Genomic DNA, 21,177 nt, shown 5'->3' on the forward strand with positions numbered 1-21,177 from the left:
CTAATGGCAGCCGTCGGCGTGGTGGTCGGGGGCGGGGATGCGGCCGGCGGGTAGTTCCCAGGGTTCCTGGCGGCCCAGGGCGGTGAGGTCGATGACGGTGCCGGAGAAGCCCAGGGAGTCGGTGCCTCGGCCGTACGTCGAGTAGGTGTGGTGGACGGCGTCGCCGGTGCGGAGGAAGCAGCTCATGCCGTGCAGGTCGAACGGCTGCTCGCCTTGCACGAGGCCGCCGCTCGGCAAGGCCTCCCACTCGGCCTTGGTGCGGTAGTTGTACTCCAGCGGCAGCACCGACTCGTCGAGCGTGACGTGGAAGTCGTAGTTGAAGCTCGTCCCGGCCGACGAGTACCACGGGAACGTCCAGCCCCGCTGCTCCTTGTAGGCGGCGATCTTCTCGTACGGCGCGCGCGACACCGCGGCGTACGTGGTCTGCATTTCGTGCAGCCCGTCCAGCCGGCCGATGTCGTCGGACAGCCACGTGCAGTTCGGGCAGCCCGCGTCCCACTCCGGAGCGAACATGAAGTGGTACACGACCAACTGCAGCCGACCCTCGAAGACGTCCAGCAGCCGCACAGGTCCGTCGGGACCGGTGAACACGTAGTCCTGCTCCACCAGCACCATCGGCAGCCGGCGGCGATTCGCGTTCAGCTCGTCGCGCCGCCGCGTGAACTCCTTCTCCTCCGCCAGGAACTTCTTCCGCGCGACCAGCCACTCCGACCGCGAGACGACCTCAGGCAGCTCCATGCACTTCTCCCGTTCACAGGCACCCCGGAGCGGAGTGCGTTCGCTGCGGACGTCGGAGCCGCCCGGCCCGGCTCGACATCCAGAACGCTAATCGGTCAGGTCGAGTTCGTAGTACTGGCTGAGTACGCCGTCGGCGAAGCGTTCGTCGAGTTCGTCGCCGGTCAGCCGGAAGCCGCGAGCGAGGTAGATCTGCCCGGCCGCGACTTGGCGGTCGGTGGTCCACAACACCATCCGCTTGTAACCGGCCGAGCGCGCGAACGCCAGGCAGGTGTCCACCAGTTGCGCCCCGAGCCCATGGCCACGCGCGGCAGGATCGAGCAACAGCAACCGCAGCTTCGCCGTACCGTCGTCCGGCCCGCGCACGCAGAAGATCGACCCGACCCGCTCCCCGTCGAGCTCGGCGATCCAGGCGGCCTCGTACTGCGGATCGTGCGAGGCCGCGTAGTCGGCGACGATCCCCGCCACCAACTGCTCGAACTCACTCCCCCAGCCGAACTCGGCCGCATACAACTCGCCATGCGCCATCACCACCCAGCCGAGATCGCCTGGCTCCACAGCTGCCCGGATCACCGTCTCACTCATCGTCCAACTCCAGTTCGTAGTGCAGCTCGACGAGGTCCAGCCCGAAAGCCCGATGCGGGCGCTTCCGCGTCAAGGTGAACCCGCGACCCGCGTACATGCCCTGCGCGGTCACCAGCGGGTCGTTCGTCCACAACTTCAGCCGCCGGAACCCCGCAGTACGGCCGAACTCCACAGCCGTGTCGAGCAGCCGGCCGCCGAGCCCAAGGCCACGCGCGTCCGGGTGAACCAGCAGACAACGCAGTACGACGGTGTCGGGCTCGTCACCCGGCAGGCAGAACGCGCATCCCAGCCGGCGACCGTCGTCGTCCGTCGCGATCCAGGCCGCGCCGCCACCGGCGTCCTGCTTGCTCGCGAAGCCGGCGACGTACCGCGCGGTGAACGCCTCGAAGCTCTCGTCGAAGCCGAACTCGCGCCGGTAGACCTCCCCGTGCGCCATCACCACCCAGCCGAGGTCCCCCGGCTGTCCCAGTTCTCTGATCTGCACTCTGGCTACCCCGCTCTACTGACACGACTGTTTCAGTGAGCGATACTAACCCCGTGGCCACGACGAAACCAGCCCCCTCCGCGCGGGAGACCGAGTTGCTCGACCGCGCCTACGCGTACTCGCTGACGCACGGGCTGGCCGATCTGTCGTTGCGTCCGCTGGCGACCGCGATCGGCTCGAGTCCGCGCGTGCTGCTGTTCCTGTTCGGCAGCAAGGACGGGCTGATCCGCGCCCTGCTCGCCCGGAGCCGCACCGACGAGCTGGAGCTCCTCCAAGAGATCAACAGCCGGTACGACGATGCGCCCGGGCTCGAGGTCATCGCTCGGGAGCTGTGGAGCTGGCTCGCCGCCAAGGAGCGACGCCCGCTGATGACCTTGTGGGTCGAGGCCTACGGACGGTCCCTGGTCGCGCCGGAGGGACCGTGGGCCGACTACGCCCGCTCGACGGTGGCCGACTGGCTCGAATTGCTCGCGACAGCGCAGCCCGAGCAGGAGCGCACGAGTAGCCGCGGCGAAGCACGGCGTACCGGCGTACTGGCCATGTTGCGAGGAGCGTTGCTCGACCTCCTCGCTACCGGCGACACCGATCGCGTGACCGCGGCCGTCGAGGACTACCTAGCCAACTAGTTCAAAGGCAATCGTGCCGGCACTGATGTCGGCCTGGACCAGCTTGACGCGGACCGGTTGGCCCAGCGGCAGCGCGGTCTTGCCGGTGACGCGGCCCTCGATCGCGACCGTGGACAGCGCGACGATGCCGCGGGTCTGCTCGCGATCGTCGACGTCGGTGATCACGCCGTCGAACCCCGACCCGACCTGATCCGCGACCAGCCCCGCCTCGACCATCGACACGATCGCGCGCTCGTAGGCGTGGGCCTTGCGATCGGCCTCGTCCATGATCTTCGGGATGTCGTCCATCGACTCGCGGACCCAGTCCGGCACCGGGGTGTCGGCGCACAGCGCCACGCAGATCTCGCCGGTCCAGCGATCCACCAGCCGCCGCAGCGGCGCGGTGACGTGCGCGTACTCCGACTTCATCGCCGCGTGCTCCGGCTGCTCGGGCACCCCACCGGAGAACGAGGTGTACCCGGCGCCGCGGAAGAGCACCGTGCACGCCGCGAGCATCGCCGCGTGGGCCGGCACCTTCGGGTCCAGACCGTGGATGAACTGCGCGTACGACGTACCGACCGGCCACGCGATCCCCAGCGCTTTGGCGGTGTTCTCCAGCTTGCGGCGAAGGTCGTCGTGGGACTCGGGCAGCGTGCGCAGGATGCCGATCTCGCCGTACATCATCAGATGCGCGGCGGCCATCCCGGTGAGCAGGGAGATCTGCGCGTTCCAGCCCTCGACCGGGAGCGGCGCGCGGAACTCGAGGCTCCACTCACCGTTGCCGCTGACAACTTCCTGGTCCGGGATCGGCAGGTTCACGCCGCCACGTTCGAGCTCGCGCTGCTCGCGGAGCTTGCCGACCTCGCGGAGCAACTGCAGCGATTCCGACGCCGTTCCGGCATCCAGGTCCTGCTGTACGCCGGCGTAGTTGAGCTTGGCGCGCGACTTCACCAGGGCGCGCTTGCAGTTCACGTCCGTGCCTTCACCCGAGGCGTCGACCTGGATCGTCCAGAGCAAGGCCGGCCGGACCTGGTCGGGCAGCAACGACGCCGCGCCCTCGGACAGTTCCGGCGGATGCAGCGGCGTGCGCTTGTCGGGCGCGTAGAGCGTCTCGCCGCGCTTGCGCGCCTCGACGTCGATCGGGTCGCCGGGCCGGACGAACGCGGCGACGTCGGCGATCGCGTAGTACACGGTGTAGCCGTCGCCGTTCCGCTCGATGTGCAGGGCCTGGTCGAGGTCCATCGAGTCGGGCGGATCGATCGTCACGAACTCGAGGTCGGTCCGGTCCAGGTCGGGCAGCCGCGGGTTGTCCGCCGCGGTCAGCGCCGCCTGCACCACCTCGGCCGGAAACTCCGCCGGTACGTCGAGTTCGCGCCGGATCGCCGACAGCGACGCCCGGAACACCTCGGGGACTTCCTCGGCGAAACGCACCCTTTGCAACGGCACCCGACCACTCCGTCCACTCAGCCCACCACCCCGTCGTGGTGGGTTGTAAGGGTCAGACTAGCGAGGGCTGGAGGTTGAAGGACTTCAGCGAGGCCAGGCCGTCGGCGTACCAGTGGATCTCGGTGATGGCCGCGGGGCGGAGTTCCATCCGGAACAGCGACGTCATCGGGGCCTGCAGGACGCCGCGGACCATCAGTTTGATCGGCGTCACGTGGGTGACCACGACGACCGTCTTGCCCGGGTACGCCGACAACACCGAGTCGCGGGCGGACCTCGCTCGCCGGGCGCAGGCGTCGAACGACTCGCCACCGGGCGGCGCGACCGACGTCGACTCCATCCACGCGTTGAGTGCCTCGGGCCACTTCTCCCGCACCTCGGCGAACGTGAACCCGTCCCACTCGCCGAACGAGCACTCGATCCACGCGTCGTTCACCACCACGTCGAGCCCGAGCGCCCCGGCCACCACATCGGCCGTCTGCCGGGCCCGCAGCATCGGGGACGAGATCACCGCGTCGACGCCACCGATCTTCGACAGGTACTGCGCGGCCGCGTGCGCCTGCGCCACCCCGGTCTCACTCAGCGCCGGGTCGGCTCCACCGGCACCCGAGAACCGCTTGTCCACGGTGTGCGGCGTCTCGCCGTGCCGCAGGAAGATCAGCTGCGTCGGCGGCTCGGTCTGCGCACCCCAACCGCGCATGGCCTTCTGCTGATCGGTCGCCTCGGTCGGTACGGCGGCTGCTGCGGGAGCCGCCTCGCTAGGGTGGCGCGGAACCGGAATGCCGTCGAGCGCCATGTTCGCCAGCGCGTCGGCGGCCGCGTTCTGCGCCCGCGGCACCCAGGTCCACTCGGTCCCGAACGGCGCCAGCGACTGCGCCTTCATCGCCAGCGGCTTCATGTCCGGGTGCTTGATCTTCCACCGGCCGGCCATCTGCTCGATCACCAGCTTGGAGTCCATCCGCACCTCGATCGAGGCGTTCGGCGCGTACTCCGCGGCCAGCTCCAGGCCGGCGATCAACCCGCTGTACTCCGCGACGTTGTTGGTCGCGATGCCGATCGTCACACCGGCCTGAGCGATCACTTGACCGGTCCCGGGGTCGCGCACCAACGCGCCGTACGCCGCCGGGCCGGGGTTGCCGCGCGAGCCACCGTCGGCCTCGACGATCACGTGGGAGTAACTCATACGCTGCTTTCCGAAGTACGAACCAGAATGCGGCCGCACTCCTCACAACGCAGTACAGCGTCAGGTGCCGCGGCCTTGAACTTCGTCAGGTCGGACGGCGCCAGCTCCATCCGGCAACCCATGCAGCGCTTGCCGACCAGCGGCGCCGCCCCGATCCCGCCGTTGCGCTCACGCAGCTTCTGGTACGTCGTGATCAGGTCGTCCGGCAACTCCGCGGCGACGGCCGCGCGCTTGTCGCCCAGCACGGTGCGCTGCTCGTCGAGCTCCTTGAGCGCGGCGTCCCGGGTGCTCTCCAGCTCGGCCTGCCGGCCGGCGAACGCCTCCGCCCTCGAACGCAGGTCGGCCTGCACCGCCTCGGCGGCCTCCAGCCGCTCCATCACTTCGAGCTCGGCGTCCTCCAGGTCGGAGATCCGGCGGTCCAGCGAGCCGATCTCGTGCTGCAGGTTCTCCAGGTCGCGCGGCGAGGTGACCGCGCCGGAGTCGAGGCGCTGCTGGTTGCGGGCCTTGCGCTGGCGGACCTGGTCGACATCGCTGTCGGCCTTCTTCTGCTCGCGCTGCAGATCGCTGACCTCGGTGTCGGCGGTGACGAGTTCGCGGTCGACCACGGACTTCTCCGCGCCCAGCTCGGCCAGGGCCTGGTGCTCGGGCAGCGATTTGCGCTTGTGGGCGACCTGATCCAGCTGCAGGTCGAGATCCTGCAGGTCCAGTAACCGGCGTTGGACGGCGGGCTCGGCGTTCAGGGTCGGCTCCTTTTAGCTCAGTTCAATTGTCAGCAACCGCACCGTCAGAGCCGCAGGGTCCAGGCGTCGGTGCAGAGCGTCGAGATGTGAGTGTCCACGGTACTGCCCCGAGCTCGCAAGGCAGCAATCCACCTGCCGTGATCAGAAGAACCGGCCGACGATCTCGGTCGCCAGCGGCTCGAGATCTTTCGTCCGGGCCGGGTCGAGCCGGCCGGCGCGGCCTTTCGAGAAGGCGAAGTCGAGCTCGAGGAAGACCCCTTGCCCGCAGTCCACCACCAGCACGTTCTCGGCCGCGCCGGTCTTGAGCTTCGCCTCGCGACCGGCGATCTTCGGGGACTGGAGGTCCGACTGGTAGGCGAGCGACGACTGGTTGCTGATGCCCACGACGATCTGGAGGCGATGTGCCTGCTCCACATACGTGCAGCTCTCGTCGCGCGTGGTCACGGGCTGGAGACCGGCTCCGAGGATTTTGCCGACTGAGGCCGTACTGATCGCGCAAACCACATTGGGATCCGCCTGCGCTCGGCGAAGGATCTCCGCGGCACTTTTCGGCGCATCCACCGGCACGTAGGGCTGGCACGGTGTCCGGTCGTCGAGGTTCAGATCCGCGCAGGCACCCGGCCGAGGTGAGTCAGGTTCGTCCGCGCGCAGGTACAAGGGGTACTGCGCCGAGGCTCGCTTCGGTGCCGGACCGGCGAGAAGCGTCTGGGCCTTCCTGACCAACTGCTGTCCCGCGGAGCACGTCGGCGCAGTGATGTCGACCCGGATCCGGTCGTTCGGGGCCGGCTGCCCGGAAAGTCCCTGGTCCCACGTCAGGCTGCACTCCTTGTACTCGTCCACCCCGACCGTCCGGCCGCCGATCCGCAGCGTCTTCTTGGACGCCTTCAGCGCGGTTCCGTACCAGATGCCGAGGCTCGCGGTACGGCCGGTGCAACCGTTGACGAAGTCCGACGAGGCGCCACCGAGCTGCAGCGATCCGACCGGCTGACCGAGAATCGCGCTCAGTGCTGCGCAACCGCTCCAGCCCGCCAGCGGTACGCGCGCCGGAGTACCCGCCTTGGTCAGCACCGGAACGGCCGCCGCTGCGAAGGCATCGGCCTCGCGGCAAGCGGTTTCGGGTCGCGTGAACTTCGTGGAGCTGAAGAAGCGGATCGAGTAGTCGAAGGACACCGGCATCCAGACCGTGCACTCGTCATCGAAGCGCTGCCGGTAGATCCGGGCACCGCGCACCTCGCCGAGCTCCCACGCGAACCGTTTGCTCCAGTCACCCCACGCGCCGAGTTCGGCGCGGACCAGAGCGTTCCGGCCCTCGATCTCGCAGGTATGCGGACTGGTTCTGCGGACGGTCGCCTTGCCGAGGCTCGGCGCCTTGGTGGGATCGAGCAACCGGCAGGCGTCGATGCCGGTCAGCGTCGAGACGACCCTGGCGAGGTCGCGGTCCTTCGGAACCTCGGCCTTCGGGTGAGACACCGAGGGCAGGCCGGCCGGCGTGCCGGTCGGCTGTGCCGGCTGTGGGTTCGTCTCCGGCTTCTCGGCGGGTCCGCAGGCCGACAACAGCAGACCGGCCAGCACCAGCGCGACGGCCCCCAGACGCAGGTTCATGGGCGCCACCCTAGAGCCGTTCGGGTCTAGTCCAGCGGCAGCTGGCTTTCAGTAGCGAGCGGTCCAGGCGTCCGTGCAGATCGTCGACACGGTCGTGCTGATGGTGAATCCCCGCGAGGCGAGACGGTCTGCGACCAGCCGCTCGGCGTCCTCGAGCCACGGCCATTCGCTGGCCCAGTGTGCGACGTCGATCAGCGCCGGGCCCTCGTCGTACGCGCGTGCCTCGGTCGCCGGGTGATGCCGGAGGTCGGCCGTCACGTACGCATCGACCCCCGCGGCGCGGACCCGGTCGAACTCGGAGTCGCCCGCTCCCCCGACGACAGCCACGGACTCGACCCGCCGCTGCAAATCACCGGACACCCGTACGCCGTGCTGCGTCGGCGGCAGGTTCGCGGCAACAGTCGCAGCGAACCCCTCGAGCGTCAGCGGCTCCGCCAGTACGCCGATCCGCCCGCCGCCGAGGTCGCTCGGCAACGCGGCCAACTCGAAGATGTCGAACGCCGGCTCCTCGTACGGATGCGCGCTCCTGATCGCTTCGACCGCCGCCCGCCGGCGATGCCGCGGCAGCACCATCTCCACGCGGGACTCGGGCACGACCTCGATCTCACCGACTTTGCCGATCGCCGGATTCGCACCTTCCCGCGGGCGGAAGGTGCCTTCGCCGGCCGACATCCACGCGGCGCGGTCGTAGTCGCCGATCTGTCCGGCACCAATCGCGGCGAGAGCGTCGATCACCTTCTGGGTGTCGTCGACCGGCACATAGACGACGAGCTTGTCCATCGGGTCCTGCGGCAAGGCCTTCAGCGGCCGGGTGTCCTGCAGGTTGAGCTTCCTGGCGAGGGCGTCGCTCACGCCGGGGTTCGCGTTGTCCGCGTTGGTGTGGCAGACGTGCAGCGCCGTACCGCTCTTGATCAGGTCGTGGATGACCTTGCCCTTGGGCGTGGTCGCCGCGACGCTGTTCACGCCGCGGAGCAGCAGCGGATGGTGGGTGACCAGCAGGTCGAAGTTCCCGCTGATCGCCTCGTCGACGACGACCCGCATCGGGTCGACCGCGAAGAGGATCTTCCGCACCGGTTGGTCCAGGTCCCCGGTCACGAGCCCGACCGCGTCCCAGCTCTCCGCCCAGGCAGGGTCGTACAACGCGTCGAGGACCGCAAGCACGTCACCAAGTGTCGGTTCCACGCCACCATCCTGCCGCGTCGAGGCGCGAGACGGCCGCAGGGGGCAGCCGCCTCGCGTCACGGCGTACGGGAATCTCTTGCTAGATCAGCCAGGCGGTCGTGTCGGAGGGAAGCTTGTCGCCTTCGAGCGGGCCGCTGGACAGGACGACCGCGCCCTCGGGGAGCTCGATCGGGGCGGCGCCGAAGTTGGTCACCGACTGCCAGCCGCCCGGGCGCTTGAAGTGCAGGGCCCACTCGACTCCGTCCACCCATTCGAGGGCCTCGCTGGTCTGCAGGCCCCGGCGTACGGCGAGGGCCTTGCGGTAGAGACTCAGCGTCGATCCGGGGTCGCCTTCCTGCGCCTCCACGGAGTACTGACCGAACCACGTCGGTTGCAGCAGGTGCGAACCGCCCGCGCCGAAGCCGAACGACAGCCCGCCGATCGTCCACGGCAGTGGCACGCGGCAGCCGTCGCGGCCCTTTTCGGCCCCCTTCGAGCGGAAGTACGCCGGGTCTTGCAGGCTCGCCGCCGGCAACTCGCCGACCTCCTGCAGACCGAGCTCCTCACCTTGATACAGGTACGCCGAACCGGGCAGCGCCAGCATCAGCAGAACCGCCGCCCGCGCACGCCGCAACCCTTGTACTACGTCGACTGTGGGCTCCGTGCCGTTGCTGAGCAGCCACGCCTTGCCGTCCTGCCAGGCGCCTTCCGGATCGTTCGGCAGCCCGTACCGCGTCGCGTGCCGGACGACGTCGTGATTGGAGAACACCCAGGTGCTCGACGAACCGTTGTCCTCGGCAAGCGCCAGGTTCTCCTCGATCACCTTGCGGAACTTGGCGTAGTCCCAGTCGGCCTGCAGAAGATCGAAGTTGAAGGCCTGGCCGAGCCCGTCGGCACTCGCGTACCGCGCGCGGCGGGCGGCCGGGACGAATGCCTCGGCCACGGCCGAGCGGGGCGGGTCGTACTCGTTGAGCACCTTGCGCCACTCGGTGTAGATCTCGTGCACCTCGTCGCGGTCCCACAACGGGTGCAGGCCGTTGGACTCCGACTGGCGCGGCAGCGTGGTCTTCGACGGCAGCGGCTCACTGAGGTCCTTGACCAGTGCGTGCGCGACATCGATCCGGAACCCGTCGACGCCGCGGTCCGACCAGAACCGCAGGGTGGTCAGGAAGTCGTCGCGGACCTCCTGGTTGTGCCAGTTGAGATCGGGCTGCTCGGCCGCGAAGAGGTGCAGGTACCACTGGCCGTCCTCGGTCCGGGCCCAGGCGGATCCACCGAAGACCGAGTCCCAGTCCGACGGCGGCTCTGCTCCGGCCGGGCCGGTCCCGTCGCGGAAGATGTACCGGTCGCGTTCAGGTGAATCCTTCGGGGCGGCGAGGGCCTCGCGGAACCACTCGTGCCGGTCCGAGGTGTGGTTGGGGACGATGTCCACGATCAGCTTGATGCCGGCGGTGTGCAGCGCCTCGACCAGTTCGTCGAAGTCGGTCAGCGTGCCCAGCCGGGGGTCCACGTTGCGGTAGTCGTCGACGTCGTACCCGCCGTCGGCCAGGGCGGAGGGGTAGAACGGGCTCAGCCAGACGGCGTCGATGCCCAGCTCGGTCAGGTACGCAACCCGGCTGATGATGCCCTGCAGATCGCCCACGCCGTCGGCGTCGGAGTCGGCGAAGCTGCGCGGGTAGATCTGGTAGACGACGGCCTGCCGCCACCAGTCGGGGTCGGACGATTCACGTGCGGGGATCACCTGATCTGTGCTGGTCAAGAGCGCCTCACTCGGTTGGTTCCGGCGACCGGCGGTCCGCGGTGTTTCCGGCGGATGGCGGCGGGGTTGCCGGTTGATTTATATAGACTCTAAATTTAGATTCTGCAGTATTGTGCGCGGGCGGTTGCGAGGAGGTCAAGGGGGAAAATGACGAAGACGTCGGCGGCCACACCACCGCTGTTACGCAGGGTCAACGCCGGGAAACTGCTCGGCGTACTGTCGAGCACGGGCGTGATGACCGGCACCGGCCTGATCGAGGCCACCGGCCTGACCCGCGCGACGGTGCATGCCGTCTGCAACGACCTGATCGCGATGGGCTGGGTGGTCGAACACGACCCGGGCCGGGACGACAGCCTGGTCGGCCGGCCGTCGCGACGGTTCGAGTTCAACAGTCACGCGGGGTATGTGCTCGGGATCGACGTGGGCGCGGCCAAGACGACGGTGCTGCTCGCGGATCTGCGCGGGGAGACGGTGGCGAAGGCCGGGCGCTCGTTCCAGCGGTCCACTTCTGCCGCCGAGCGCACGTCGCACGTGCACGACGCGGTCGTCGAGACGTTGTCCGTTGCGGGGATCACGGATGCTTCGGTGCTGGCCGCGGGAGTCGGCGTCGCCGCGCCGGTCGATCGGGACGGGAACATCCTGGTCGACGACGAGTTCTGGCGGCAGTTCGACACCGGGCTGACCACGCGGCTGACGTCGTTGCACGGCTGGCCGGTGCTGCTGGAGAACGACGCTAACCTGGCGGCGCTGGGCGAACACTGGCGCGGCGAGGCCCGCGGGGTCGACGACCTCGTCGTACTGCTGGCCGGTGAGCGCTTCGGTTCCGGGCTGATGGACTCGGGCCGGCTCTTGCACGGCAGCCGCGGTGGGGCCGGCGAGATGGTCTACCTCAAGCTCGTCGAAGGCGTCGGCGACACCCACGGGATCGCCCGGATCGCCCGTGAACAAGGGCTTTCCGCGGTCGCCTCATCCGTTCCGACCCGATTACGGGAGCTCCCCGGGCCGGTCACCGCCGAACTCGTCTTCGCCGCCGCGGCCGACGGCGACAAAGTTGCCCAAGGCATCCTTGACGACATCGCCACCCGAACGGCCCGCGTCATCGCCACCCTCGGTATCGTCTTCAACCCCGCCCTGGTGGTCATCGGCGGCGCCGTCGCCTCGGCCGCCGGCTCCCTCCTCCCCCAGATCGAGGCCGACCTGGCCACATTCACCGCCACCCCACCACGAGTCACCACGTCCTCTCTCGGCGACGCGATCGTCGGCGTGGGCGCAGTACGCCACGCCCTCAACTACGTCGAAACCCACGCCCTCGACCTCGACCTCCACCCACGCCCCTGACCAACGATCCGAGGGCTGGCGGGATAGCCAGGTGGAAAGAAACAATCGCCAGGTGCAAGTTTGTTTCCAGTCGGGAGGCCCGCATGAGTGAGCAGGAGTGGCGCGAGTTCTTGACGGCCGATGGCCTGGACGACTGGGTGGTGTTGCACGGCGGCGCGGTTGCTGTCTTCAGGACTCAGTCGTTGAGCGATGCCGCACGCCTTGCCGTGGCGATCGCCGAGACCTCGGGCGTCGAAGGCTCGGGCGTCCGGCTGTCGATCGACGGCGAGCAGCTCAGCGTGCGGTTGAATCGCGGCGTCTGGAAGCTGGAGGCCGGCCACATCGAGCTCGGGCGGGCGATCTCGGCGACTGCGCGACAGTACGGCGCCGTCGCCGATCGGGCGAGTGCACAGGAAGTCTCGCTGGCGATCGCGGCCAAGCCCGAGTCGATCGAAGTCGGCTTCTGGCGCGCCGCGCTCGGATACTCGCCGCTGGACGACGACAACGCCATCGATCCGCTCGGCCACGGCTCCACTGTCTGGATGCAGGAACTCAACCCGGACAAGCCTCTGCGGCACGCGATGCATATCGACGTCTCCGTAGCTCGCGAACACGTCGAGGCCCGCGTTGCGGCCGCCCTGGCTGCCGGAGGCCGCATCGTCGACGACTCCGAAGCCCCCCGCAGCTGGATCCTCGCCGACAGCGCCGGCAACCGCCTCTGCATCTGCGGCTGGCCAGACGGCTCCACCCTCACCAATCTGCAGTAGCTCAGTCGACCCCGACCGTCAGCCGTACGACGCCCCGCGCCGCGTCGGCCAGCCACCGTCCCGGATCCGTCCAATCCGGGTCCACCAAATCGGGGGCCGCCGACACGACGCGGGGCGAACTCAGGGTTGTCTGGTGAGGGCTTTGGCTACTTCCTCGAGGACGACGAGGTTGCGGCCGTAGGTGACGGCGGTGGGGACTGCGGCGGGGACGATGGCGCGGTCTTCGGGGATGCCGGTGCAGAGGATGAAGATGTCGCCTTCGTGGCTTTGGAGCAGGTGGTCGAGGGCAGCGCGCATCCACGGCGTACGGATTGCATCTTGGAGGGCGACGACCAGCGGGCGGCCGATGGCGGCGTTCTGGGCAGTGGCGAGGGCGGCCGAGTCCTCACCGCGGAGGACGACGCCGTCCGAGGTCGGTGCGACGCGGGCGAAGACCTCCGGAAGTCCACTGAAATAAGGGTTCCAGGCGGGGTGCAGGCCCTGGGTCAGATCGACGACGTACGGCGAACTGCCGAGCGCCGGGAACTCCTGGCGGGCAACGATGCGGGCGGCGACCTCTCGCACCGGGGCACCGTCGAGTCCGGGCGCCCGGTTGCGGGTCGCCAGCGAGGCGGCGAGCGAGCGGACGCGGCCCGCGGCGTCGGCGAGGCGGGCCTCGTCGAGGGTTCCGTTGCCGACGGCATCGACCAGGCGGGCGGTCAGCGTGTGCGGGTCCGCTTCGCCGATCGCGATCATCGCCAGGTCGGCGCCGGCCCGGATCGAGGCGACGGTGGCGTCCTCGATCGACCGGGTCGCGGTGATCGCCTGCATCTCCAGGGCGTCGGTGGTGATCACGCCGGTGAAGCCGAGTTCCTCGCGGAGCAGGCCGTGCAGGATGCGCCGGGACAAGGTGGCCGGCTGGTCGTCGTACGCCGAGAAGACGATGTGGGCGCTCATGATCACGTCGGCGCCGGCGTCGATGGTGGCCTTGAAGGGGGCGAGTTCGACGGCGGTGACCTGTTCGATCGAGCGGTCGACGCGGGGCAGCGCGAGGTGGGAGTCGACGGCGACGTCGCCGTGGCCCGGGAAGTGCTTCGGGCAGCCGGCGATCCCGGCCTCGCGAACACCTTCCAGGAAGGCGACGCCGTGCCGGGCGACAACGGCAGCCGTCGTACCGAAGGAGCGGGTGGAGATCACCGGGTTCGCCGGGTTGCTGTTCACGTCGACGGACGGGGCGAGCATCAGGTCGATGCCCAGCGAGGCGAGGGTTGCGGCCGCGTCGCGGGCCGAGGAGCGGGTCAGGTCGAGGTCGTCGAGTTCGCCGAGGGAACGTGGTGAGGCGAGCGGCCAGGGGTTCGCCGGCGCGAGGTGGCTGAACTCGCCGCCCTCGTGGTCGATCGCGATCAGCAGATCGGGGCGCTCGGATCGGAGCGTGGTGGTCAGCGCGGAGACCTGCTCGGCGTCGACGACGTTGCGGGTGAAGAGGATGACGGCCCCGAGCCCGGCCGCGACGGCACGGCGGAGGTCGTCCGGAGCGGTCGTCCCGTTGAACCCGACGATCAGCGCACCGGCGGCATCCCGATCCAGCGACTGCGGCGGCGGGGCGGCGAAGGTCCTCAACTGTTCACTCATCTGCCCACCCTCTCCCGCTTCCGCACCCCGCCGCCACCCGGCGTCCATCACACAGCCGACCGCGACCACGTGGGGAGCAATGCTGTGGCGGGGTGTGACGAAAGGCGTGGAAATCGAGCGGTTGGGGAGGCTGGAGGCCATCGTTGTCAGGCTTTGTCCGGGCACATCCCAGGCGGTGACCTGCGCGTTCACCGGGGATTGGCCCCCGTTTCCTCTCGCTCAATGACCCGGTTACGGATAACGTTGTCTCCCGACCTGTCCGCCGCCTTCGACGGAGCTCCATCACCGTGACTGTGCAGATCACCCGCGTGTCCTCACCCGAGTTGTTCGTCGGCCACGACGACGACCCGCGCCAGGTGCTGCGGATCGAGCTCGACCGATCCACTGCCGACGGCGCGTTCACCGTGCAGGTCGCGGGCGACGGCGTCTCCGGTACTGCGGAGGTCGCGGCCGGGGACGGCGCCACCCTGCTGGAGGTGCCCCTCGAGGTCGCCGCGGCGCTGCGTACGCAGTACGGGACCTCCGTTGACGCCACGGTGACAGTTGTCGCGGGCGACCGTGAGCTGGCGGCCGACAGTGGGCAGGTCACCATCGCGGAGCCGGGCTGGACGATGGTGATGGTGTCCCACTTCCACTACGACCCGGTCTGGTGGAACACCCAAGCGGCGTACACGACTGGCTGGGACCTGCTCGGTGCGGACGGCACGACCCGACCTGTGTACACCCACAACGCCTTCAGCCTGGTCGACGCGCACCTGAAGCTCGCGCTCCGCGACCCGGCGTACTGCTTCGTACTGGCCGAGCTCGACTACCTCAAGCCGTACTTCGACACCTTCCCCGAGCACAGGGCCGTACTGCGGCGCCTGATCGCCGAGGGCCGCGTGGAGATCATCGGCGGCACCTACAACGAGCCGAACACCAACCTGACCGGCGCGGAGACGACGATCCGCAACATCGTGTACGGCGTGGGCTACCAGCGCGACATCCTCGGCGGTGACCCACAGAACGCGTGGCAGCTCGACGTGTTCGGGCACGACCCGCAGTTCCCCGGGTATCTCGCCAAGGCCGGGCTGACGGGCAGTGCGTGGGCCCGCGGACCGTTCCACCAGTGGGGACCGCTGCGACAGGCCTGGAGCGACCCTAGGTCCGGCAGCGCCACGGTGATGCAGTTCCACAGCGAGTTCGAGTGGATCAGCCCCAGCGGCGACGGCGTACTCACCCACTACATGCCCGACCACTACGGCTCCGGCTGGGAGCTGCAGCACGCACCGAACGTGACGGCGGCCGGCGAAACGGCGTACGAGCTGTTCGCACGGCTGAAGACGGTCGCGGCGACCAAGAACGTCCTGCTGCCGGTCGGCGACGACTACTCGCCGCCGAGCACATGGATCACCGCACTGCACCACGACTGGGCGGACCGCTATGCGTGGCCCAAGTTCGTCTGCGGTACGACGAAGCAGTTCATGGATCGCGTGCGGACAGAGCTGGACGAGTCCGGGCGCAAGCCGTCACCGCAGTCGCGGGACATGAACCCGATCTACACCGGCAAGGACGTCTCGTACATCGACACCAAGCAGGCCCAGCGTGCTGCCGAGGTCGCTGCCGTCGATGCCGAGAAGCTGGGCACGTACGCCGAACTGCTCGGGCTCGGCCGGTTCGCGGAGGCTTCGCTCGACAAGGTCTGGCGACAGCTCGCGTACGGCGCGCACCACGACGCGATCACCGGTTCGGAGTCGGACCAGGTCTACATCGACCTGCTGACCGGCTGGCGGGAGGCGCACGACCTCTCCGATGCGGCGCGGTCCGCAGCACTGGAGGCGTTCGCGGCACGGATCGACACGAGCACCTTCGGCTCGGATGTCGTGGTCGTCACCAACACGCTCTCCTTCACCCGCACCGACCTCGTCTCCGTCCCAGTCGAAGGTGACGTGAGGGTGCTGACGGCCGACGGCGTCGAGCTGCCGTCGGTGGTGGAGGGCGGTCGGCTGACGTTCCTCGCCGAGGACGTGCCGTCGCTGGGATGGCGCACCTACCAGCTGACCGCCGGTACTGCGGGGTCGTGGGGGCCGGCCGATTCTGCTGATGCTGTCGAGAACGAGTTCTTCCGCGTGACGGTCGATCCGTCGCGAGGTGGCGCGGTCAGCTCGATCCTGGAGAAGCGGTCCGGACGTCAGGTACTGAAGGGCCTCGGCAACGAGCTCCGGGTCTACGAGGAGTACCCGGACCACCCGCGGTTCGGTGAGGGGCCGTGGCATCTCACGCCGTCCGGGCCGGTGGTCGGTTCGTCCGAAGGGCCCGCGAAGGTGCTCACCCAGAGCGGGCCGCTCGGCAGCAGGGTGGTGAGCCGCGGCGAGGTGGACGGGATCGCGTACGAGTCCGTGATCACCTTGTACGCCGGGCTCGACCGGGTCGAGTTCACCACCCGGATCCTCGACCACGCGCAGTCGGATCGGCTCGTCCGGGTGAAGTTCCCCGCCGACGTGCCGGGAGCACTGCCGTTGAGCGAGGTCGCCGGCGCCGTGGTGGGTCGCGGCTTCGGCCTGATCGACGTCGACAGCGAGCAGGCGCCGTGGACGCTGGACAACCCGGCGAACACCTGGTTCGGCCTCGGCTCGACCGCCCGGATCTCGCTCCTCGATGCCGAGGGCAACGAAGTCGGCACCCGCCCGGTGGCGGTCGCGGAGATCGTCGTACCGGACGACACCGAACCGGCCGACGTCCGCGACCTGGTCGTCGCCCTGGCCCGGGTCGGCGTCACCGCCACCACCTCGCCGGCCGGCGGCTCCCGCTACGGCAACCTCAAGGTCGACTCCAACCTCCCCGACCTCCGAATCCTCGTCGGCAACAGTCCTCTCACCGATTCCCTCCTGAGCAAGAGCACGAACGGCGCCGCAGGCGCTGGTGCCGGCGCGGGCGTGCAGGCGCGAGCCGGCGCAAGCACGCCTGGGGCGAGCGGCGCCGAAGGCGCTGGAGCTGCGGCGCACTTCGTTCCTGCTGAGACCGCGTTGGGTGAGGTGTGGCAGCCGAATGCGGATGTGCGGGGGGTGCGGACGATCTCGGCGCTGGTGTTGCCGGATGCGGCTGCTGTGGAGCGGGCTGTTGCGGAGTTGGCGGAGGCTCGGATCAGCGCGACGGTGGTGGGCGACGGCGTGGTCGAGGAGTTTGTCGACGCGACCGTTGCCTTGCTCACCTATGGATTGCCTGGTTTCGCAGTGGATGCGACCGGCGCGCTGCACGCCTCGCTGCTGCGGTCCTGCAGCGGCTGGCCGGCGGGGATCTGGATCGACCCGCCGCGTCGGTCGACACCCGACGGCTCGTCGTTCCAACTGCAGCACTGGACCCACGAATTCCGGTACGCGTTGACAGCAGGCGACGGCGACTGGCGCGCACAGCACCTGCCGTCGCGCGGCCAGGAGTTCTCATCTCCGTTGCTAGCAGCAACCACCACGGCACACGACGGCCTGCTGCCCGCCACCCATTCCCTCCTCCAGGTCTCCCCTGAACGAGACGTCCTGGTCTCCACCCTCAAGCCGGCCGGCAACCCGATCGCCCACGGCTCCGGTACGCCGTCCGACCCGCGCGAGGGCGTCACCCTCCGCCTGATCGAGGCCACCGGCCTCGGCGCGACGGCGACCATCACCTCAGCCGTCCCCATCACCGGCGCCTGCCATGCGGACCTCCTCGAACACCGGGGCGCACCACTGGATGTTGCCGATGGCAAGCTCACGGTCGACCTCGCCGGCTCGGCGGTCGACACCTTCGTCCTCGACGTCGACACCGCCGAACCAGCCGAGCCCGTCATCCTCGGTCGGCAGGCCGAGCTCGCCCAGCCGTCGTACTCGCGCTACTGGCTGCACAACCGCGGCCCCGCCCAGATGGGCTTCCTGCCGGTCAGCCTCTCGATCTCCCCCACCATCGCCCGCACCGCCGGCAAGCCCTTCGAGGTCGAGCTGGTGATCGCCAACCAGTACGTCGATTCCGTTGCCCGGGGCACCCTCACCCTCGACCTCCCACCCGGCTGGACCTCGGACCAACCGGACGTCCAGCTCGAGCTCGAGCCGGGCGGTTACGTCCGCCACCTCGCCAAAGTCACGCCGGCCGACTCCGAACCCGGGCAGTACTTCGTCGCGGCCCGCGTGACCACCCGGACGGACGAGCTGGCCGGCGGCGCCGGAGTACAGGCGGTCGAGGACGTCGTCACCGTGTTCCTCGGCGACAGCCCCGAACTGAACGCGACGATCGGTTTCGCACTGCCACCCGCCGAGCCACCGGAGCACGGATCCGGTGCCGTCGAGGGCGAACCGGGACGGCCCACCGGCTTGACCGTGACCCCATCGACCGAGGACTTGCGACTGACACCCGGCACCACGCAGACCCTGGAGCTCACCTTCGCGAACAACACCTTCTCGGAGATCCGGGCCGAGCTGCAGCTTGCGTCGCCGTACGGGACCTGGTCCTGGCTGCCCGAGCCGGTGCAGGCAGTCGTAGTACCGCCCAGGTCGTCGATGGTCGTCCCGGTGCCTGTCGTGGCGCCGGCGGATGCCACGCCGGCTCACGCGTGGGTGTTGCCGAAGGTGATGTGGTTCGGGCGGGCGCAGTACGCACCGACCGTCCGGCTGGAGATCTCGTGACGGCCACCCTCCAGCACGGCCATGGTCACGGTCATGGACATGGTCACGGCGCGGAGCACGCACCGCCGGAGGTGATGGGATATCTGAACGGCGAGCCCGTACCGCGGAGGTTGCTCGACGACCGTCTTGCCACACTCCGTGCGAGCGACATCGCCTGCGTACTGCCTCGACAGGACAGCCGAGAGGGTCGCCAGCTCGCCCGCTGGGTCGCCCAGGTCGTCCTCACCGAGCAGCTATGCATCGACGAACTGGCCCGCCGCGAGGACGTAGTACCGCAAACCCCCGCGAAGCCCTTGGACGTCTCCACCGCGATCGCGGTCGGCTCGATCACCGCTGCCGCCATCGCCTGCTCAGAGCCCGTACGCCGGTTGGCCGCCCTGGTCAGCCAGGACGTGCGGATCCCCCGCGCTCAGCTCGAGTACGCGGCAGACGTCCTCGGCGAGGAGCCACCGAGCGACCCGGACGTACCGGTCGCCCGCTGGCACGCCGAGTTGCTGGACAGTGCCCGGCTGGAGTCGTTCGCTCGCTGGCTGAATGCGGCCCTGCACGAACGGGTCCGGCTGGTGCACGGCCTCGAGCATCCGGGCGACAGCTCTCAACCTGACAATCTGCACCGGCACTGACGGGGGGACCATGAGCGACGAGGCAGTGACCGTACTCGGCATCGACATCGGCGGCACCAAGATGGCCGCCGCGATCGTTTCCGCCGACGGCCGGCTGGTCCGCGAGGACCGGATCCCGACACCGGCCGGCGATGCGGACCAGGTGTTCGCCGCGTTGGGTGAGCTGATCGACCGGATCCGTGACGACGCCACCCCGGCGGCGGTCGGGATCGGGTCGGCCGGGCCGCTCGACCAGCAGTACGGTCTGGTCTCGCCGGTGAACATCGCCGGCTGGCGGAACTTCCCGCTGGTGGACCGGGTGCGCGACCTGGTCGGCGGCGTACCGGTCAGGCTCGGGGTCGACGGTCACTGTTTCGCGCTCGGTGAGTTCTGGACCGGGGCCGGGCGCACCGTCGACAACCTGCTCGGCATCGTGGTCTCCACCGGAGTCGGCGCCGGCCTCGTGCTCGACGGGAAGCCGCTGCTCGGCCAGTCGGGCAATGCGGCCCACCTCGGTCACATGGTGGTGGACCTCGATGGCGAAGCGTGTGCGTGCGGGTCGTTCGGCTGTGTCGAGACGTACGCCAGCGGGCCGCGGATGGTGGCCCGGGCGAAGCGGCGCGGCTGGCGAAGCGACGAGGCCGTCGATGCGGCCGTGCTGTCCGCCGACGCGGCCGCCGGCGACGAGATCGCGCTGGCCGTCTTCGACGACGGCGCCCAAGCGCTTGCCGCAGGCATCGTCGCGACCGCGGTCACCGTGGACCTGACCACGGTGGTGATCGGTGGCGGGGTGGCGAAGGCCGGACCGGTGTTGTTCGACCCGGTCCAGCGGTGGGTGAAGCGCTTCGCGCAGTTACCGTTCGTCGCCGAACTGACCGTCGTACCGGCGCAGCTTCCCAATGCCGGCCTGATCGGAGCCGCCCGGCTCGGCCGGGACGCACTGGAACCGGCCGGTCTCGCAACTGCCGGACAATCTGACAGAAGCCCGCGACCGGGTGCCGGCTCCGGCAACGATCCCAGGTTGGGGCAACCAACCACGGTGGATGCCTCCGGGTAGGCGCGTCCGGCAGTTGGCGCCACCGTCACCGTGCTGACACGGTGAGCAACTCTTCGCACACATCTGATCCGTGCGGAAAAGGGTCTCCCGAGCAATTTTGTGCAGTTTTTACTCAATTGCCCAAAACCCTGTAACGATTGGCCCTGTCCACGCGATGCAACGGATGGATGGGGTGGGGGCACGTCATCCAAGGGCAATCAGGGGGGCCTGCATGCCAGGGATTGACCGTACGCGTGTGCGGCGGAAGGACGACCTTCCGCCGCCCGCGCGTGCAGAGCAGTGGAGGGATGCACGTCCACCAGCACCGCCGAGCGCGGTGCACGACCGTAGGGACAGGTCCAGATGGACGTCGTAGTACTCCTGATCTTCGCAGTTTTCTTCACCGTCCTCGTGGCCCTCACGATGACCGGGAACGGCCGGCTGCGCGCTGCTGTGCGCCGGCCGCGTCTCTTCCAGCTGGTGGTCGTACTCGCGGCCCTCGCCACCGTCCCCGTCGACCTGTACGCCGTGATCCACGGCACGGTCGGTCCGGGCGGCAGGGCGATCGAGGACGTCGCGGGCCGCCTGCTGTTGTTGAACGTCGCCGCGTCGTGCGGCGTCGCGGCCCTGCACGAGGCCCTCCGGGGCCAGGCCATCTCGTCGGCACCGGCCTCGGACGACTCCGAGATCGAGGAACCGCTGCGGATGGGTGTGCTGGGCTGGACAGGCCCACTGATCGCGCTGGGCGTGGTCACCGTCGTGATCGCGCTCGGGTCGTTGGGGAACGGACCCGAGCTCGGCAACGTCGGACCCGTCTGGGCCTGTTATTCCCTGCTCATCTGCGTGATCAGCGCCTTCGCGCTGTTGCGCCGAAGGGCCGGGAGTGCGATCGATCCTCGGGAGGGATGAGGATCGA

17 protein-coding genes are annotated in these 21,177 nt (G+C 69.3%); 7 read left to right on the forward strand and 10 right to left on the reverse strand.

The genetic code is table 11. From position 1 onward, the window contains the following. From EV138_RS03975 to EV138_RS03985, 3 genes are all read right to left on the reverse strand, one after another. Nucleotides 1-738 carry a DUF899 domain-containing protein gene (locus tag EV138_RS03975; protein WP_133977079.1) on the reverse strand — a complete coding sequence of 246 codons (738 nt, stop codon included), beginning with the start codon at nt 736-738 and terminating at the stop codon, nt 1-3. Nucleotides 739-825: 87 nt separating this feature from the next. After that, nucleotides 826-1,320: a GNAT family N-acetyltransferase gene (locus tag EV138_RS03980; RefSeq protein ID WP_133977080.1), complete on the reverse strand. Its 495-nt coding sequence runs from the start codon at nt 1,318-1,320 to the stop codon at nt 826-828. Then, nucleotides 1,313-1,804, reverse strand: a complete 492-nt coding sequence (locus EV138_RS03985; RefSeq protein WP_238157947.1) for a GNAT family N-acetyltransferase — start codon at nt 1,802-1,804, stop codon at nt 1,313-1,315. Before EV138_RS03985 ends, EV138_RS03980 begins: the two co-directional genes overlap by 8 nt. Before the next feature lie 53 nt (nt 1,805-1,857). Here EV138_RS03985 and EV138_RS03990 point away from each other — a divergent pair, with 53 nt between their 5' ends. Further along, nucleotides 1,858-2,430 carry a TetR/AcrR family transcriptional regulator gene (locus tag EV138_RS03990; RefSeq protein ID WP_133977081.1) on the forward strand — a complete coding sequence of 191 codons (573 nt, stop codon included), beginning with the start codon at nt 1,858-1,860 and terminating at the stop codon, nt 2,428-2,430. Here the strand turns inward: EV138_RS03990 and EV138_RS03995 are convergent. The 6 genes from EV138_RS03995 to EV138_RS04020 form a co-directional block, all read right to left on the reverse strand. Continuing rightward, nucleotides 2,419-3,855, reverse strand: coding sequence for an RNB domain-containing ribonuclease (locus EV138_RS03995; protein WP_133977082.1), 1,437 nt, complete (start codon nt 3,853-3,855; stop codon nt 2,419-2,421). The two genes, EV138_RS03990 and EV138_RS03995, sit on opposite strands and share 12 nt — an antisense overlap. Nucleotides 3,856-3,907: 52 nt before the next feature. Continuing rightward, complete coding sequence (locus EV138_RS04000; protein WP_133977083.1) at nt 3,908-5,035, reverse strand: bifunctional RNase H/acid phosphatase; 1,128 nt, start codon at nt 5,033-5,035, stop codon at nt 3,908-3,910. Next, on the reverse strand, nt 5,032-5,775 hold the full coding sequence (locus tag EV138_RS04005) for a zinc ribbon domain-containing protein (RefSeq protein ID WP_133977084.1): 744 nt from the start codon (nt 5,773-5,775) through the stop codon (nt 5,032-5,034). The genes EV138_RS04000 and EV138_RS04005 overlap by 4 nt, the downstream gene beginning before the upstream one ends. A 141-nt stretch (nt 5,776-5,916) precedes the next feature. Then, entirely contained in the window at nt 5,917-7,377 is a 1,461-nt protein-coding gene (locus EV138_RS04010) for a hypothetical protein (RefSeq protein WP_133977085.1), read from the reverse strand. A 48-nt stretch (nt 7,378-7,425) separates the two neighbouring features. Continuing rightward, nucleotides 7,426-8,559 carry a Nif3-like dinuclear metal center hexameric protein gene (locus EV138_RS04015; protein WP_133977086.1) on the reverse strand — a complete coding sequence of 378 codons (1,134 nt, stop codon included), beginning with the start codon at nt 8,557-8,559 and terminating at the stop codon, nt 7,426-7,428. A gap of 79 nt (nt 8,560-8,638) precedes the next feature. After that, nucleotides 8,639-10,297: a glycoside hydrolase family 13 protein gene (locus tag EV138_RS04020; RefSeq protein ID WP_133977087.1), complete on the reverse strand. Its 1,659-nt coding sequence runs from the start codon at nt 10,295-10,297 to the stop codon at nt 8,639-8,641. A 147-nt stretch (nt 10,298-10,444) separates the two neighbouring features. Here EV138_RS04020 and EV138_RS04025 point away from each other — a divergent pair, with 147 nt between their 5' ends. Beyond that, nucleotides 10,445-11,635, forward strand: coding sequence for an ROK family protein (locus EV138_RS04025; protein WP_133977088.1), 1,191 nt, complete (start codon nt 10,445-10,447; stop codon nt 11,633-11,635). Between the two features lie 83 nt (nt 11,636-11,718). Further along, complete coding sequence (locus tag EV138_RS04030) at nt 11,719-12,381, forward strand: VOC family protein (protein ID WP_133977089.1); 663 nt, start codon at nt 11,719-11,721, stop codon at nt 12,379-12,381. Nucleotides 12,382-12,501: 120 nt separating this feature from the next. Here EV138_RS04030 and nagZ read toward each other — a convergent pair whose 3' ends face one another. Beyond that, on the reverse strand, nt 12,502-13,992 hold the full coding sequence (nagZ, locus tag EV138_RS04035; protein WP_133977090.1) for a beta-N-acetylhexosaminidase: 1,491 nt from the start codon (nt 13,990-13,992) through the stop codon (nt 12,502-12,504). A 287-nt stretch (nt 13,993-14,279) separates the two neighbouring features. On the opposite strand from nagZ, the gene EV138_RS04040 reads away from it, so the two are divergent. From EV138_RS04040 to EV138_RS04055, 4 genes are all read left to right on the forward strand, one after another. Next, nucleotides 14,280-18,623: a glycoside hydrolase family 38 N-terminal domain-containing protein gene (locus EV138_RS04040; RefSeq protein WP_133977091.1), complete on the forward strand. Its 4,344-nt coding sequence runs from the start codon at nt 14,280-14,282 to the stop codon at nt 18,621-18,623. Next, nucleotides 18,620-19,246 (forward strand): DUF7158 domain-containing protein, encoded by a 627-nt coding sequence (locus EV138_RS04045; RefSeq protein WP_238157949.1) that lies wholly within the window; start codon nt 18,620-18,622, stop codon nt 19,244-19,246. Before EV138_RS04040 ends, EV138_RS04045 begins: the two co-directional genes overlap by 4 nt. 10 nt (nt 19,247-19,256) lie before the next feature. After that, nucleotides 19,257-20,282, forward strand: a complete 1,026-nt coding sequence (locus EV138_RS04050; protein ID WP_133977092.1) for an ROK family protein — start codon at nt 19,257-19,259, stop codon at nt 20,280-20,282. Between the two features lie 342 nt (nt 20,283-20,624). Next, nucleotides 20,625-21,170, forward strand: coding sequence for a hypothetical protein (locus EV138_RS04055; RefSeq protein ID WP_133977093.1), 546 nt, complete (start codon nt 20,625-20,627; stop codon nt 21,168-21,170). The last annotated feature ends 7 nt before the right edge of the window (nt 21,171-21,177 follow it).

The organism is Kribbella voronezhensis, from assembly GCF_004365175.1.
In the GTDB taxonomy this organism is placed as follows: domain Bacteria; phylum Actinomycetota; class Actinomycetes; order Propionibacteriales; family Kribbellaceae; genus Kribbella; species Kribbella voronezhensis.

Bases quoted from the DNA above. Each gene is read 5' to 3' on its own strand.
- EV138_RS04055 (WP_133977093.1), top strand. From the start codon at position 20,625: ATGGACGTCGTAGTACTCCTGATCTTCGCAGTTTTCTTCACCGTCCTC.
- EV138_RS04030 (WP_133977089.1), top strand. From the start codon at position 11,719: ATGAGTGAGCAGGAGTGGCGCGAGTTCTTGACGGCCGATGGCCTGGAC.
- EV138_RS03975 (WP_133977079.1), bottom strand. From the start codon at position 738: ATGGAGCTGCCTGAGGTCGTCTCGCGGTCGGAGTGGCTGGTCGCGCGG.
- EV138_RS04000 (WP_133977083.1), bottom strand. From the start codon at position 5,035: ATGAGTTACTCCCACGTGATCGTCGAGGCCGACGGTGGCTCGCGCGGC.
- EV138_RS03980 (WP_133977080.1), bottom strand. From the start codon at position 1,320: ATGAGTGAGACGGTGATCCGGGCAGCTGTGGAGCCAGGCGATCTCGGC.
- EV138_RS04025 (WP_133977088.1), top strand. From the start codon at position 10,445: ATGACGAAGACGTCGGCGGCCACACCACCGCTGTTACGCAGGGTCAAC.
- nagZ (WP_133977090.1), bottom strand. From the start codon at position 13,992: ATGAGTGAACAGTTGAGGACCTTCGCCGCCCCGCCGCCGCAGTCGCTG.
- EV138_RS04010 (WP_133977085.1), bottom strand. From the start codon at position 7,377: ATGAACCTGCGTCTGGGGGCCGTCGCGCTGGTGCTGGCCGGTCTGCTG.
- EV138_RS04050 (WP_133977092.1), top strand. From the start codon at position 19,257: ATGAGCGACGAGGCAGTGACCGTACTCGGCATCGACATCGGCGGCACC.